General features: G+C 67.4%; 14 protein-coding genes and 1 pseudogene. 7 read left to right on the forward strand and 8 right to left on the reverse strand.

The genetic code is table 11. From position 1 onward, the window contains the following. Positions 1-137 precede the first annotated feature (137 nt). Positions 138-1,019: a PhzF family phenazine biosynthesis protein gene (locus ACYVBS_RS05180; protein WP_460822247.1), complete on the forward strand. Its 882-nt coding sequence runs from the start codon at positions 138-140 to the stop codon at positions 1,017-1,019. Positions 1,020-1,193: 174 nt separating this feature from the next. Here the strand turns inward: ACYVBS_RS05180 and ACYVBS_RS05185 are convergent, their stop codons facing one another. The 3 genes from ACYVBS_RS05185 to ACYVBS_RS05195 form a co-directional block, all read right to left on the reverse strand. Continuing rightward, a complete protein-coding gene (locus ACYVBS_RS05185) occupies positions 1,194-1,859 on the reverse strand; it encodes a glycine zipper 2TM domain-containing protein (protein ID WP_460822248.1) in 666 nt (221 codons plus the stop codon). Between the two features lie 91 nt (positions 1,860-1,950). Next, positions 1,951-2,625, reverse strand: a complete 675-nt coding sequence (locus ACYVBS_RS05190) for an alpha/beta hydrolase (RefSeq protein WP_460822249.1) — start codon at positions 2,623-2,625, stop codon at positions 1,951-1,953. Positions 2,626-2,640: 15 nt separating this feature from the next. Beyond that, a complete protein-coding gene (locus ACYVBS_RS05195; RefSeq protein WP_460822250.1) occupies positions 2,641-3,078 on the reverse strand; it encodes an OsmC family protein in 438 nt (145 codons plus the stop codon). Between the two features lie 223 nt (positions 3,079-3,301). On the opposite strand from ACYVBS_RS05195, the gene fusA reads away from it, so the two are divergent. Further along, entirely contained in the window at positions 3,302-5,356 is a 2,055-nt protein-coding gene (gene fusA, locus ACYVBS_RS05200) for an elongation factor G (protein ID WP_460822251.1), read from the forward strand. Positions 5,357-5,439: 83 nt separating this feature from the next. On the opposite strand, the gene ACYVBS_RS05205 is transcribed toward fusA, so the two are convergent. Together ACYVBS_RS05205 and ACYVBS_RS05210 are read right to left on the reverse strand one after the other, a co-directional pair. Next, positions 5,440-5,706, reverse strand: a complete 267-nt coding sequence (locus ACYVBS_RS05205) for a hypothetical protein (protein ID WP_460822252.1) — start codon at positions 5,704-5,706, stop codon at positions 5,440-5,442. 187 nt (positions 5,707-5,893) lie between these two features. After that, positions 5,894-6,904, reverse strand: coding sequence for a hypothetical protein (locus ACYVBS_RS05210; RefSeq protein WP_460822253.1), 1,011 nt, complete (start codon positions 6,902-6,904; stop codon positions 5,894-5,896). Between the two features lie 449 nt (positions 6,905-7,353). Here ACYVBS_RS05210 and ACYVBS_RS05215 point away from each other — a divergent pair, with 449 nt between their 5' ends. The 4 genes from ACYVBS_RS05215 to ACYVBS_RS05230 all read left to right on the forward strand — a co-directional run bounded on the left by ACYVBS_RS05215 (position 7,354) and on the right by ACYVBS_RS05230 (position 9,648). Further along, positions 7,354-7,677, forward strand: coding sequence for a helix-hairpin-helix domain-containing protein (locus ACYVBS_RS05215; RefSeq protein WP_460822255.1), 324 nt, complete (start codon positions 7,354-7,356; stop codon positions 7,675-7,677). A gap of 123 nt (positions 7,678-7,800) precedes the next feature. After that, positions 7,801-8,367 (forward strand): DUF1439 domain-containing protein, encoded by a 567-nt coding sequence (locus tag ACYVBS_RS05220; protein WP_460822257.1) that lies wholly within the window; start codon positions 7,801-7,803, stop codon positions 8,365-8,367. A gap of 1 nt (position 8,368) precedes the next feature. After that, positions 8,369-9,058, forward strand: coding sequence for a hypothetical protein (locus ACYVBS_RS05225; protein ID WP_460822258.1), 690 nt, complete (start codon positions 8,369-8,371; stop codon positions 9,056-9,058). A 26-nt stretch (positions 9,059-9,084) separates the two neighbouring features. Continuing rightward, positions 9,085-9,648: a PIN domain-containing protein gene (locus tag ACYVBS_RS05230; protein ID WP_460822260.1), complete on the forward strand. Its 564-nt coding sequence runs from the start codon at positions 9,085-9,087 to the stop codon at positions 9,646-9,648. A 39-nt stretch (positions 9,649-9,687) separates the two neighbouring features. On the opposite strand, the gene ACYVBS_RS05235 is transcribed toward ACYVBS_RS05230, so the two are convergent. The 3 genes and pseudogenes from ACYVBS_RS05235 to ACYVBS_RS05245 all read right to left on the reverse strand — a co-directional run. Beyond that, complete coding sequence (locus ACYVBS_RS05235) at positions 9,688-11,958, reverse strand: DUF5916 domain-containing protein (RefSeq protein ID WP_460822261.1); 2,271 nt, start codon at positions 11,956-11,958, stop codon at positions 9,688-9,690. Between the two features lie 222 nt (positions 11,959-12,180). After that, positions 12,181-12,996 carry a 3-hydroxybutyrate dehydrogenase gene (locus ACYVBS_RS05240; protein ID WP_460822263.1) on the reverse strand — a complete coding sequence of 272 codons (816 nt, stop codon included), beginning with the start codon at positions 12,994-12,996 and terminating at the stop codon, positions 12,181-12,183. A gap of 303 nt (positions 12,997-13,299) precedes the next feature. Then, positions 13,300-13,761 (reverse strand): annotated as a pseudogene (locus ACYVBS_RS05245) (SET domain-containing protein); the annotation flags it as partial. 88 nt (positions 13,762-13,849) lie between these two features. Between ACYVBS_RS05245 and ACYVBS_RS05250 the strand changes: the two are divergent. Then, positions 13,850-14,866 carry a VIT1/CCC1 transporter family protein gene (locus ACYVBS_RS05250; protein WP_460822264.1) on the forward strand — a complete coding sequence of 339 codons (1,017 nt, stop codon included), beginning with the start codon at positions 13,850-13,852 and terminating at the stop codon, positions 14,864-14,866. The last annotated feature ends 7 nt before the right edge of the window (positions 14,867-14,873 follow it).

Raw genomic sequence — 14,873 nt, forward strand, 5'->3', positions numbered from 1 at the left:
ATTGTCCCCCGAAACCGCCCGCGGGTGTTGGGCCATTGCACCGGCAACCGCACGAACGCGCATCGCGGCAAGGGCCTAGAATGCCCCCCTCGCGCCCCGTCCCCACGGCGGCGCTTTCCCCCCCAGGATGTCCCCCCATGACGCTCCGCCGCTACGTCCAACTGGACGTGTTCGCCGACCGGCCCGGTGCCGGCAACCCCCTGGCCGTGGTGCTGGACGCCGAAGGCCTGGACGACGCCACCATGCAGGCCATCGCCCGCTGGACCCGGCTGCCGGAGACCACCTTCGTCTTCCCGCCCACCCAGGCGGGGGCCAGCTACCGCGTGCGCATGTTCAGCCCGCGGCGCGAGGTGCCGTTTGCCGGCCATCCCAGCGTGGGCACTGCACATGCGGTGATGCAGGCCGGCTTGGCCACACCGCAGGATGGCCTGCTGTGGCAGGAAGGCATTGCCGGCGTGCTGCCGTTGCGGGTAGTAGGTGACGGACCCACCCGCAGCATCGCGGTGCGCACGCCCAAGGCGCGCGTGGTGGAAGTGGCCGAGGCCACGGACCCGCGCCTGGCCCCCGCCCTGCGCGGCCTGTCCCTCGGCGCGCTGCCGCCCGTGCTGATGGATGGCGGCCGCCGCTGGTGGTTGGCCGAGCTCGCCAACGAGACCGCCCTGCGCGGGGCCACACCGGACTGGGATGCCATCAGCGCCCTGGCCCAGGCCACCGAGTCGATGGGCCTGTTCGTCTATGCCCGCAGCGACGACCCGGTCTACTACTACGCCGTGCGCGCCTTCGTCGGCGCGCCCGCGCGCTTTGAAGATGCCGCTTCGGGTGCGGCCAATGCCACGCTGGCGGCCTGGCTGGCCGCGCGCGGCGCGCTGCCCAATGCCGAAGGCCGCTACCGTGTCAGCCAGGGCCGCGAAGTTGGGCACGACGCGATCATCGACCTGCACGTGGACGGCGAAGGGGAAGTCTGGTCCGGTGGACGCGTCTGCGACGTCGTGACCGGTCACATCGCCTGGGACCGCTAAGACCCCGGGCTGTCCGCACTCAATGACCGACCACCGCGCGCGCTGCACACCGGCGGTTGAGCCGTGCACCCTCGCAAAACGAAAAAGGCACCTTCCGGTTAAACCGGTTGGTGCCTCCCCCTGTGAAATCCCGCCCAAGGTGGCGCAACGGAACCGTTGCGCCACGATGCAGGCTTACTCCGGACGCACGTCCACGCGTACGCGGATCCGGTCACCCGGGTGGTGGTTGGTGCGCGTGGTGTAGCGGCGACCGGCGTACTCATACGTCACGTCGTAGGCATTGACCGCCCGTTCGCTGCCGTAGCGACTATCGACCGGCACCGGATCGCAGACACGCGTGGTGGCATTGCGCTGGCGTTGCTGCTGTTCGTAGATCTGCTTGCCGGCCATGCCACCCACCATCGAGCCGATGGCAGAAGTCGCGTATCGCGCGGAGCCGCCGCCCACCTGACTGCCGAGCACTGCACCCACCACGCCGCCGACGACCGTCGCCACGGTGCTGCCGGTCTGGCTGCCACTGCGATAGTTGCCGTTCTGGTCATAGTAGCCATCACGCCGGTCGTCACGGTAACCGTCGTAGGTGCGGCCATTGCGGTACGGGTCGTAATTGCCGCCACCGTAGGCCGGGCTGTCGTAGCAGCGCTGCCCCTGATTGGACGCATACCCGGCGTCAAACACCGGATCGACACGGACGACGCGCGCGTAGTCGACCTGTGACGCGGTCGCGTTGGCGTAGATGTCCGGGTAGGTGTCACGACCGGCATCGTAGGACTGGGCCGACGCGGTGCCGACGGTGACCGCAAGAGCAAGTGCAAGGGACGAGGCGAGAAGGCGGTTCATCAGGGCTCCCACACGCCGGGATGGCGTGCGGTGATCCTCGGGGGCTCGCAGTTAAACCGGGCTGAACCCACGTAAAGATCCTGTGAAGCGTTCAGGCCGCCGACAGCCAGTCCGCCACGCGGTTCGCCAACGCGCTCGCCTGGCGCCCCAGCAAGGGAGACACATGCCCGCCCGGCACGAGCCAACACTCGGCCTTCCACGCGCGTGCCACCGCTTCGGTCACCGCCGACGGAACGTCTTCGTCATCGGCCGATGCGATGAACAGCGTCGGACAGGGAGGACGCTCCGCGACCACATGGCGTGCTTCACGCAAGACGCGCCCTGACTCATCCCGCCAATGCCGGAATGCGAACAGCGCCGTCGCGTCGTCGCTGTCGGGCAAGGCACGGCGCGTGCCTTCCAGTCGGGAGGTTCGCCGCCACGGCACCACGTCCGGGAACTCGGGTCGCGGGATCGGCTCGTTCCACGGCGCGGGAGGCAACGGGTTCACCAGGACCAGCGCGTCCGCCTCACCGGCGCAGCGCAAGGCCAGCAGCCCGCCCAGGCTGGCCCCGACCAAGGCACGCGGCCGCGGCGCCACCCGCAGCACCGCCGCGACCTGCGTTTCGTAAGCGTCGAACCCCGTGAGGGCCAGTCCATTCGCCGCAGGCACCAGGTCTGGCGCGGAAACGCCCATGCCGCGTGCGGCCAGCAGCCCGCGCCACAGGTTCCACTCCCACGCGCCACCGCCCGCCCCGTGCACCAGCACGGCGTGTCCAATCCCCATGCTCTGCCCCGGCGATCAACTGACCAGCATGGCGGACATCGTGACCGAGACCCCGAGCGCACGCGAAATCACGCAGCCGGCCTTGGCCGATTCGGCAATCTCCTCGAATTGTTCGGGGCTGATGCCCGGCACCTTGGCATTGACCACCAGGTTGACGCCAGTGATCGTCGGGCCCGGCTCCATGCCCGGCTCCATCGTCACTTCGGCACGGGTCTGGATGCTGTCCGCGGTGAAGCCGGCCTTTTCCAGCACTGCCGACAACGCCATGCTGAAGCAGCCGGCGTGCGCGGCCGCCAGCAGCTCCTCCGGGTTGGTGCCCTTTTCGTCACCAAAGCGCGTCTTGAACGAGTAGTTCTGGCTGGCAAACAGTCCGCTCTGTGGCGTGCTCATGGTGCCCTTGCCCGCCTCCAGTCCGCCGTGCCACACCGCGTCCGCATAACGTTTGAAAGCCATGGCGCCACTCCGTGTCGTGAGGGAGCCACAGCCTACTCCGCGTACCGTTAAGTGGGCGCACGGCACCCCGACTTGACCTGCAACGCCACTCGCGTGACCCTTGGTGCCCGGCCCCCCGCCGGGCACCCCGCCATGACCGCCCGCCGAGCGCCAGACCGCTCCGGCGCAAAGCGCGGACAGCCATGACGGCCTTCCGACCCTTGTCACAGGGAGAAGTCCGCTCATGTCCTACAGCACAACGTCCATCCGCAACGTGGCCCTCGCAGGCCACCCCGCCGCCGGCAAAACCACGCTGTTCGAAGCCCTGCTGCACGCCGGCGGCACCCTCCAGACGGCAGGTACGATCGAACGCGGCAGCACGGTCTCCGACTTCGATCCGATGGAGAAGCAGCGCGGCCATTCCATGGATGCCGCCATTGCCAGCACTGACCATGCAGGCATCCACCTCAACCTGATCGATACCCCGGGCTATCCGGACTTCCGCGGCCCTGCGTTGTCCGCGCTGGCGGCGGTGGAAACCGTGCTGGTGGTGGTCGATGCCGATCGCGGCGTGGAATACGGCACGCGCCGCATGCTCGAGTACGCCAAGGCGCGCAACCTGTGCCGCGCCATCGTGATCAACAAGATCGACCACGGCGAAGCGGACTGCGCCGGCGTGCTGGAGGCGTTGCGCACGGACATCGGCCCGGAGTGCCTGCCGATCAACCTGCCCGCCGAAGGTGGCAAGCGCGTGGTGGACTGCTTTGGCAGCACCAGTGGCGAATCCGACCTGGGCCCGGTCGCTGAGTGGCATCAGAAGATCATCGACCAGGTGGTCGAGATCAACGAAACGGTGATGGAGCACTACCTGGATCTGGGCGAAGGCGGGCTGTCCGGCCAGGAACTGCACGATGCCTTCGAGCAATGCCTGCGCGAAGGCCACCTGATCCCGGTGCTGTTCTGCTCTGCCCGCAGCGGCGTCGGCGTGAAGGAACTGCTGGACGTGGCCGAGCACCTGTTCCCCAACCCCGGTGAAGCCAACCCGCCCGCGTTCCACAAGCTCAACGGCCACGGTCCGGAGCCCATTGAAGCGCGTGCCGATCCGTCGGCGCATGTCATCGCCGATGTGTTCAAGATCGTCAACGACCCCTTCGTCGGAAAGCTCGGCGTGTTCCGCGTGTACCAGGGCACGGTGAAAAAGGACACACAACTGTTCGTCGATGACGGCAAGAAGCCGTTCAAGGTCGGGCACCTGTTCAAGCTCAAGGGCAAGGAGCACGTTGAAATCGAGCAGGCCGTGCCCGGTGATATCGCCGCGGTGGCCAAGGTCGACGAGCTGCACTTCGATGCGGTGCTGCACGACAGCCACGACGAGGACCAGATCCACCTCGCCCCCTTGGACTTTCCCAAGCCGATGTTCGGGCTGGCCATCGAAGCAGCGAGCAAGGGACAGGAGCAGAAGCTGGCGAATGCACTGCACAAGCTGGCCGAGGAAGACCCGTGTTTCCACGTCGAACACGAGGCCGAGACCAACGAGACCGTGGTTCGCGGCCTTTCCGACCTGCACCTGCGCATCAACCTGGACCGGCTGAAGGAGCGCTTTGGCGTGGAGGTCAAGGCGCGGCCTCCACGTATCGCGTACCGCGAGACCGTGAGCAGCAAGGCCGAAGGCCACCATCGGCACAAGAAGCAGACCGGCGGTGCGGGCCAGTTCGGCGAGGTGTTCCTGCGCATCGAGCCGCTGCCGCGCGGTAGCGGCTTCGAGTTCGTGGACGAGGTGAAGGGCGGCACGATTCCTGGCCAGTTCCTGCCGGCAGTGGAGAAAGGCGTGCGCCAGGTGCTGCAGCAGGGCGCCGTCGCCGGCTACCCGATACAGGACGTGCGCGTGATCGTGTACGACGGCAAGCACCATCCCGTCGACAGCAAGGAGATCGCCTTCGTCGCAGCGGGCAAGAAGGCGTTTCTGGATGCCATTTCAAAAGCCCGTGCCCAAGTACTCGAACCGATCGTCGACCTTGAGGTCAGTGCCGCCGAGCAGCACATGGGCGACATCAGCGGCGGGCTGGCCGGCAAGCGTGCACGCATCAACGGCACCGACGCCGCACGAGGTGGCGGTGGCGAGATTGTGGTCCGGGCACAGGTGCCGCTTTCGGAGCTGGAGGGCTACGCGGCGGAGCTCAAGTCAGTCACGGCCGGTCGTGGCCGCTACTCGCTCGATTTCAGCCACTATGAGCCGGTGCCGGCGCAGGTGCAGCAGAAGCTGATGGAGGCGTTCAAGCCAAGGGTGGAGGAGGACTAGCCGTCTCCCGCCATCCAGACCCAGCCAAGCCTTGGAGAAGGCTTGGCTGGGCAGCACGCGCGATGGGCGACGTGACTATCGGGTCACAGGGTACCGGAGCACAGCGAGTCGTTGCCGCTGCACCGACCCAATCGCTGGAGGTCCGACTGCGCCTTTTCCTTGGCAGCCGTACGCTGCGCCGCGGCCATGCACACGCGCTCGGTGCGGTTGCTTCCGAGCACCTTTTTGCGTTCGCAGACAACGCCGTCCTCCTGGGCAGGCTTGTCGCCATCGCGGACAACCTGAGCCTTCTCACCGGCAATGCTCGCACCGCACCACAGCAATGCAACAACCAATAGAGCAGTTCTCATCGCAGACTCCGTTCTGAGTAGGGCAATTATCTGGCAACAACGGTTGCCGGCCCTGAGTGCGGCAACCGGGGCCAGAGTAACCGAGCCAAGAGTTAATTTTTTGGAAAAACGGCCCGAAAAATTCGCGCTCACTGGCTGAACAGCCCTGATCCCCAGGCGCGATGCTCCGCCATGGGCCTGACTGGCATCAGCCAGAGACACGCGCGTCAAGTGCGTCGACCAGTCGCCCTGGCTCATCGATCGCCAGATGCACCCGATCCACGCGACGGGCACCGAACAGCCCCTGCAGCTCCGTGCCGTCCCGCAGCACCAGCGTCAAGTTGGCCGACGCAGTGCCAACAAGGCGCAACGAATGCTTTGCCCGACGCGGCCGGTGAGTGGGGCGCTCGATCGACCTGATGGCGTGATAAGGCACCACCACATCGCCCAGCACACCGCTACGAATGTGCAGGCCATCCTCTTCCAAGGTAGTCGCGCGCAGCAACGTGGCGCGGTACTCGGCGTACAGGAAAGCCCATCCGTAGACACTCAGTGCCGACACCACCACCGCCAGCGTGGGGTTGTACAGGTGCAGCAGCACGTGGGCGATGGGAATCTCGGCGGCGACCAGCACCACGAACGCCAACTGGTTCGCGGCGTTCGCATCGTGGCGCGCGCCCAGGAACGCGGGCTGCGGGAACTGGAAGCGGTCCGCGTTGCGCACGAACAGGTAGATCCACATGCGCGCGTCGGCCTGCAGCAGGCGCGCAATGCCTTCATCCTTCACACGCTTCTCGATGACGGCATTGACCGCGGTTTCCAGGTTGGGTGCACCGCCCGCGCGCGCGATGTCCGTCAATGCGGTGGTCAGCAGTGTCAGCTGCGCAATCAGGAGCGCGCCAAGATAGACCCAACGCACCTGTTCCAGCCAGCGCCAGGCTGACTTGTCACCTTCGGGAATGATCCACGAGCCGGCCAGCACGCCGAACGAGAGCAGCGCGAATACGCCCAGCAGCGCCTTCTTCAGTGGAGGCCCGACCACCAGCAGGTACAGCGCGGGCACCAACAAGAACACGTCCACCGCCACGGCCCACTCCGGAAATGGGCCAGGCCCACGCGCCGCGTACTGCGACGCGATCATGTAGTTGCCCAGGTACACCAGCAGCGCGGTCGCGACAAACCATTTCAGTGCATGTGGTCTCAGCGTCGCGGCGTTCATGTGCCTTCCTTGTGGGGACCTGTGCGAGCCAATGGGCGGCTATCCGCCTGACTGCCATTATTGCCCCGAACCGCCCGTGGGCAGATGGGACTCGGGAGTGTCCTTGCATATCGCACAGTGCTGGCCGCGCCGCGACTGGTACGCGCGTGCCGCGGTGGACACGGCCGCGGTTATGAGCGCCCACAGGCTCGCCTCAGTGACCGCGTAATGCAGTCCGCGCCCCCGCAGCCAATGCGCCGCTGCAATGATCAGAAAGGCGCTTGTCAGCACCACGAGAAACCGCCGAATCCAGAACACGGTCCCCATGACGGTAGCGCTCCCTGCGCAGTGGCCGTATGCCCAGTCTGGCCCGCCATGGCCCCGTGCGCGTGCGCCACAAGTCACGGCCATGCGGCGGTCCCGCCGCGCACTGCAGTACGCTGGCACCACTCCACAGGCCCTGTGACTCCATGCCCAAAGCCAACCGCGCCACCGAGGCCCACCGGCTCACCGACATCCCCAACGTCGGCCCGGCCATGGCAGGCGATCTCCGTCTGCTCGGCATCGAGACCCCCATGCAGTTGGACGGGCAGGACCCGGTGGCCCTGTACCTGCGCCTGTGCCGGCTGACGGAGTCACGCCACGACCCCTGCGTACTGGACACCCTGATGGCCGCCGTCGCGTTCATCGAGCGTGACGATGCCCGACCGTGGTGGGCGTTCACCGAGGCCCGCAAACGCGACTGGGCCGCTGTCGAGGCGGCACTGCCAGCCACCCTGCGCCGCGCGGGCTGAGCTTCCGCGCCCCAGTGCCGCCGCTGCCAATGCCTCGCCTCGCGGCTTGCCCTGCCCGCCGCACTGACTCACCATTCACTCCCGCTGCCTAAGGTGGGGGCTTCACCCCATCGGGACACCGTCATGCGCCGCCCCCTCCTTGTCGCCCTGCTCGCCCTCGTCACCGTGCTGGTCATCGCCGGCTGCTCCACGCTCAATGCGGTCGGCGCGTTGCTGGGCAACCAGCTCACCTTCACCCCGCTGCAGTTGCAGGGCTCGCTGGACCGCAACTTCCCGAAGCACTACGAGCGCCTTGGTGGGCTGGTGTCGATCACGCTGATGAACCCGCGCCTGTCCATTCCGCAGGGTAGCCGCCGGCTGCGCGTGGACTTCGACCTGGGCGTGGGCGCGCTGGGCAGCGACAGCTCGCGACCCAACGGCCGCTTCGCGCTGTCCAGCGCGCTCCGGTTTGATCCGTCCACCCGCGGCCTGCATTTGGAACAGCCGGCGCTGGAAAACGTGGACGTGCCCATGCTGGGCGGCGCGATGAACACCAGCACGCGGCAGTTGCTCAACACCTGGCTAGGCGACTACGCGCGCACCGAGCCCGTCTACCGCTTCGACAACACCCTGCTGGACCGTCTGGGCTCGCGCCGCATCGGCACGACTGAAATCCAGAACGGACTGGTCGTGGTCAACCTGGACAACTGACATGCCCCTGCTCCGCCCCGCCGCCCTTCTCGTTGCCCTGATGTTGCTGGCCGCCTGCGGCAAGGACGACAAGAACCCGGGCCAAGGCCCCAACGGCGAAGTGGATGGCGCGCTGCCGGTGCCGGCCGGCGCCAGTGGCAGCGTGACCGGCATGCCCGACCGTCCAGGCCCGGGTCCGATCGGCGCGCAGGGCGTGGAGCTGCCGCCGCCGGAGGTGGCGCTCGACGAGAACGGCAACCCCGTGCTTCCCGAAGGCGTGGCCCTGGACGGCGTGCCCGTGGAAGGCGTGCCGGCGGACGGGACGGAAGCCACCGCGGACGAGCCCAGCGCGGCCGATGCGGTCACGGTGCTGCGCGATTATTTCGCCGCGATCAACAGCGGCAACTTTGGCCGCGCGTACGCGCTGTGGGCCGACGGCGGCCGCGCCAGCGGGCAGTCGCCCCAAGGCTTTGCGGACGGCTTTGCCGACACAACCGGCATCTCGGTGGAACTGCAGGCGCCCGGCCGTGTGGATGCTGCGGCGGGTTCGCGCTTCGTGGAAGTACCGGTCACCCTGCGCGCCACGCTGCGGGATGGCAGCGAGCGCCGCCTGACCGGCGCCTTCACGCTGCGCCGCGCCGTGGTCGATGGCGCCACCGCCGAGCAGCGGGCGTGGCGCATTGCGACGGCCGACCTGCGCGAAGTGCAGTAAGCGATTGCACCGCTCACGCGGCCGCCGTGCCATTGACGACCTTGCCCGATCCGTCCAGCGGCCCGCCCGGGGTGGCCACAACGCCGCCGCGGGTCGTGCTGGATACGAACGTCTGCCTCGACCTCTTCGTGTTTGCCGAGCCCAATGTGGCGGGATTGCTTGAGGCGCTGCAGCAAGGCGAGGTCGTGGCGGTCACCAACGGCGCATGCCGCGAGGAATGGCTGCACGTGCTGCGCTACCCGACGCTGAAGCTGGACGAGAGGGCCATCGCGGCCGCCATCACGGCGCACGACGCGCTGGTGCTGAACTTTGACGATGCCATCGCCGCAACGGACAGCCGGGGCAACGCGCCGCAATCCAGCGTCGAGGAACAGGGCGTCGCAAGCGCGACGTCGCCAGGGGCCGCGGTCGGCCCTCGACTTCCCCGCTGCGCCGATCCCGACGACCAGAAGTTCCTGCAACTCGCCCATGCGTGCGGCGCTCGGTGGTTGCTGAGCCGCGACAAGGCGGTGTTGGCACTGGCACGCCGCGCGCAGCGCGACGGCCTGTTCCGCATCCTGCCGCCTGCCGACTGGCATGCAGACGCCTGACCCGGCCACGCACGCCGCGGCCGGGCGCGCTTGGCCGGCTCAGAGCTCGAAGCGGTAGGCCAGCTTCACCAACAGCTGCTCGCTATCGCGCAGACTGAAACTGTCGCGCCACTGCTCGCCCGCCCCGCTGGAGAATTCGTCCAGCATGTAGCCGCCGCGGCCGTACACGACGTACAGGTTCGAAAGCGGTGCCAGCTCGTAGCGATACCGCACCTGGAAGCCAAGGTTGCGCAGGCTGAAGTCGGTCACCGGCGCACCCGTGGGCACGACGGTCCGCGCGCGGCCATCGGGCTGCACCTCCACCGCCTCCTCCAGTTCCGCGTCCAGGCCGATGGCCTGAAGCTTCACGCGCAGTTCCTGTCGCTCACCCATCGCCCAGTTCACGCCCGCCGACAGCGACAGCGCGCTCTCGCGGTATCGGCCCACCACGTTGTCGTACTGCCACACCAACCAATCCGGCGTCAGCTCCGTGGACAGGCCGGCGAACACGTTGAGTGCGTCGCTGACGTAGTAAGTGGGTTCAATGTAGGTGTCCAAGGCCAGCTGCCGGTTGCCTGACAACCCCCCACCGCTGACGGATACCTCGGCCTTCCACGACCAGTCCCCCTTGCGCGGGCGGAATCGCTCCCAGTTGAGGCTGGCGTTGGGCGGGCGGTAAAGCGCATGGCCACCGCGGGTCAGCAGGTCGTCGTAGGAGGCGCTGTCGACATTGAGCTGGGCGAACTCCTCGCCGCCGTCGCGACGCTGGCTCTGGGCGATGGCGCGGAACTGGCGCTGCAGACGCAGCCCATCGTCGTTGTCGATGCCAATCGCGCGCAGGCGCAGGTCGATCGCGGAGTAAACGCTGTCGGAGGGAAGGTCGGTGAACCGACGGCTCAGCTGCCAATGGCCGTAGTTGAGGTCATTGCGCGACAGGTAGCCGAAATCGTTGACCTCGAACGCACCACCAAAATGCATCGCCAGCCACTGGTGACGCCAGCGCGGGTTCATCTCGTAGTTGACCACGAGCGTGGCGCCATAATCACGGCTGTCATCGGCCACCGTGGTTGGCACCCCCGCGACGTCCCGCACATTGTCGTCACGGACATCGCTGACCACCGCGTTGGCCGTGATCGTGACTTTGTCACCGGCCTTCCAGCGGTGGTCCACGCCGACCACGCTGGCCTCGCGCTGCAGCCACGGACGGTCCACGTGCGTGGCGAGCAAGCCCAGCGAGTGCGTGCCCAGTTCGCGCTGCAGGCGCAGCGCGCTGAACGAGCGCCCGGCGTCGCCCTTTTCCTCGGCCAGCATCACGCCATAGTTGGTAGCGCCCAGGCTGCCATTGAGCTTGGCTGCCGCAGCGATCTCGGCCGGGCCACGGCCGTCGTCCGAATGCCCGCCCACGCGGCGCGTGTAGATCAGCTGGCTGTTGTCGAGCAGCAGCCCGAAGTCGAACACGCCCTGGTTTTCGGTGAAGAACGGACGCTTGTCGCTGAAGAAGGTCTCCTCGGCGCCAAAGTTGACGACAAGGTCGTCGCTTTCGACCTGCCCGAAATCCGGGTTGATGGTGGCGGTGAGTTGGGTCTGGCCATTGGGCTTCCAGAAAATGTCCGCACCGGCATCGGTGTGCTGGTGGCCACCCACCTGGTCGTGCACGCCGACCACGTACGGCGTCACCGCCAGCAGCGATTGGGTGTAGGCGGTCACCCCCACCTTCTCGAAGTCAGAGATGAAGCGCGGGCGCACCCAGTTGGCGTTGACCGACGCCACGCGCTCACCGGTGGCGCCGATCACGCGGTCCAGGTACAGGCCGATGGTGCGCGTGTCGCCGTTGGCCTTGCGCATGGGCGCGATGTACCAAGGGATCAGGATCTCGACACTCCACCCCGCTTCGTCCTCGGTCACGGCGTGCTGCCAATTGCCGTCCCAGTCGTCGCGGAAACTGGATTCGTTGGTGACGATCTCGTCGGCGATGCCGTCGGCCAGGGTGACCATGAAGTCGTAGCCGGTGCGGCCGTCGCCGTCGAAGTCCACGATCACGTTGACGCGGTCCATGGGGGCGTCTTCGTCGCGGCGCGTGCGGTGGCGCGTGCGCGGCACGTCGGCCGACTGGTGGTTGCGGAATGCGACGGCCAAGCCTTCAGGCGTGGACTTGACCCACGCTTCGGTCGGCTGCGGCGCGGCGCCCCACGTCAACGGCTGGGTCAGGCGGAATTCGGTGATGTGGCGGGCGTCGGCCCACTCGGCCGGGTCGATGCGGCCATCGATCTCCACTGCCTGAACGGGCAGCGCAAGGGCAGATAGGATGGCAAGGGCAAGGGCTGAACGCATGGGGAGCGGCGGGCCGTCAATGGCAGGAGTGGCGCGCATCCTACCCGGCCCTTTCCGTCCCGCCGTCTGGCACAAGTCACGGCAACCTTTTGCCGTTCAGCTGCATCCTCGGGGCGAGAGCCCGATCGCCGGGCGTGTTCGGTCCCCTTCACACCGCCTGCCCGGGGCCGCTGTCGAACCCCAAGGCGCCGGCCCCAAAGGGCCGCCGCCCGTATGACACCGTTACTGCATGTGCCAGCCGTGGCTGATCACGAAGCTCTGCCCGGTCAGCGCCGCGCTTGGGAATTCCGTGAGGAAGCGCACGGTTTGCGCCACATCCTCCACCGTGGTGAAGATGCCATCCACCGTGCCGCCCAGCATCACCCGGCTGACCACTTCCTCCTCGCTGATGCCCAGTTCACGCGACTGCTCCGGAATCTGCTTGTCCACCAGCGGCGTGCGCACGAACCCCGGGCATACCACGTGGGTCCGCACACCCCGTTTGCCGCCCTCCTTGGCCAGCGTGCGCGACAGGCCCAGTAGGCCGTGCTTGGCGGTGACGTAGGCCGATTTCAGCGGCGAGGCCAGGTGCGAGTGCACCGAGCCCATGTAGATCACCGTGCCACCGCGCGACTTGCCGTCGGCACCTTCGGCGTACATGTACGGCAACGCGGCCTTGGTGGTCAGGAACGCGCCGTCGAGGTGGATCGCCAGCATCTTTTTCCAGTCGGCGTAGGCAAATTGTTCGACCGGGTTGACGATCTGGATGCCGGCATTGGACACGAGGATGTCAATGCCACCGAATTGCGCGGCGACGCCATTGATGCCGGCATTGACCGCGTCTTCGTCGGTGACGTCCATCGCCAGGCCCATGGCGCGACCGCCCGCAGCGGTGATCTCGGCGGCCACGGCTTCGGCGCCGGCCAGGTTGAGGTCGGCGATGGCCACGATGGCGCCGCCACGCGCCAGTTCCTGCGCGATTGCCTTGCCAATGCCGCTGGCCGCGCCGGTGACGACCGCAACCTTGCCTTCAATCGAACGCGAACCCGTCGAACTCATTCCAACAGCTTCCATGGGGGACTCCTCGAGCCATCCGCCGCCTGGCGGACCCGGTGATGACGGCGCCCCTGCCTGCGAGCGCCTTTAACGCAAGTGTCGCTTGGCGAATCGGCCGCCACCATCGCCCTTTGGTACGTGGCGCGAGGACGAGATCCCCCGGCTGTCCAGGCGCCAACGGACAAGGGCCGTCGGTGACAGGCGGACAAGGGGACAGGCGACGTGCGGTTCCGCTTAGTCCTGCATCGCGTGAAGACGCAGCTTCTCTGCCTTTTCCGCCTCCTGCCGCGCCTTCTTCTTCTCGGACTTGGGCTGCAGCATGGTGCCGGTGCATGCGGGCGAGCCGCAGCGGCAGGCCCAGATCTCCTTCAGCCGCTTGGTGTGCTTCTCGGCCAGGGTGATGCCGTAGTTGTACGAAAGCTCTTCGCCCTTGGCGATGTCGCGGATGGCTTCGATGAACACCCGGTCCTTGCGCGGGTCGCCGCCGTCGTCTTCCTCCAGCACCGCCTCACAATTGGGGTCACAGCTGTGGTTGATCCACTTCGCCACGCCCCCCTCGTAATTGGCGTCGATCACGTACTCGTCGTTGAGCGTGAACAGGAAGGTGTGGCCAGAGTCGGCGTCGCCGGTATCGCCCGCGTCCACCTCCTCGTGCGTGCGGCGGCGGCCCTTGTATTCGACGACGCGCTCGCCCTTTTTGATGGCAGCGGTGGCAAACACCCCGTTGCCGTGGATGGCGGAACGGCGGGCGGCGATCTTGCTCGGCATGGGCGGGTCCGGTCGGGAAGTGGGTTGATTCTCGCTTACGCACGGCGTTTGCCCAAGTCATACACTGCATCCAGCACAAGGAGGCTCCATGAACGCACGCGCACACTGGCAGGACGAGATGCAGTCGGCTTGGCTGTACCGGCAACTGGCGAAGGCGGAATCGGAGGCGCGCGTCAGCGGTTTGTTCACCCAACTGGCGGGCGAAGCCGAAGCACAGGCGGCGCAGTGGTGGGCCGAAGGGACTGCGGCGGACCTGAGGCCGGAGGCACGCGCGCGGCTCGCGGCCGCGCTGGCGCGCCGGGTGGGGCCGCGTCGGATCAAGCCACTGCTGGTGTCGCTGAAGGTTCGCGGGCTGTCGGCCTACGGCGCCGCACCGCCCGGCCACGCCATGCCGCAAAGCCTGGATGACGTGGGCCGTGGCCACCGCCAGTTTGGTGGCGGCAACCTGCGCGCGGCGGTGTTCGGGGTCAACGATGGCCTGGTCTCCAACGCCAGCCTGATCATGGGCATGGTGGGGGCGTCGGCCAGCACGAGCACGGTACTGACCACTGGCATCGCGGGGCTGCTCGCGGGTGCGATGTCGATGGCTGCAGGTGAGTTCGTCTCGGTGCGCTCGCAACGCGAACTATTTGAGCACCAGATTTCGCTTGAACGCGACGAACTCGAGAAGTACCCCGAGGCCGAGGCCGAAGAACTGGCGCTGATCTACCAGGCCCGCGGCGTGTCGCTGGAGGAGGCGCGCGCCTTCGCCCAACGGCTGGTCGCCGACCCCAAACATGCCCTGGATGTGTTGGCTCGCGAGGAACTGGGGCTCAATCCGGATGAGTTGGGCTCCCCGATGGGGGCGGCGCTGTTCTCGTTTGGCGCCTTCACCGGTGGCGCGCTGGTGCCATTGGTGCCCTTCTTCCTCGGCCAGCAGCTTCCGTTGGCCGCCTGGGTGGGTGCGGCGCTGGCCGGGGTGGGACTTTTTGCCACCGGCGCGGCGATGAGCCTGCTGTCAGGGCGTGGCCCCCTTCTCGGCGGGCTGCGGATGCTGGCGATCGGCGGCGGCGCGGGACTGCTCACCTATTTCATTGGCTCACTGGTGGGCGGCCTGGCTGGCTGAACGCCAG

This window comes from Lysobacter olei (genome assembly GCF_054777355.1).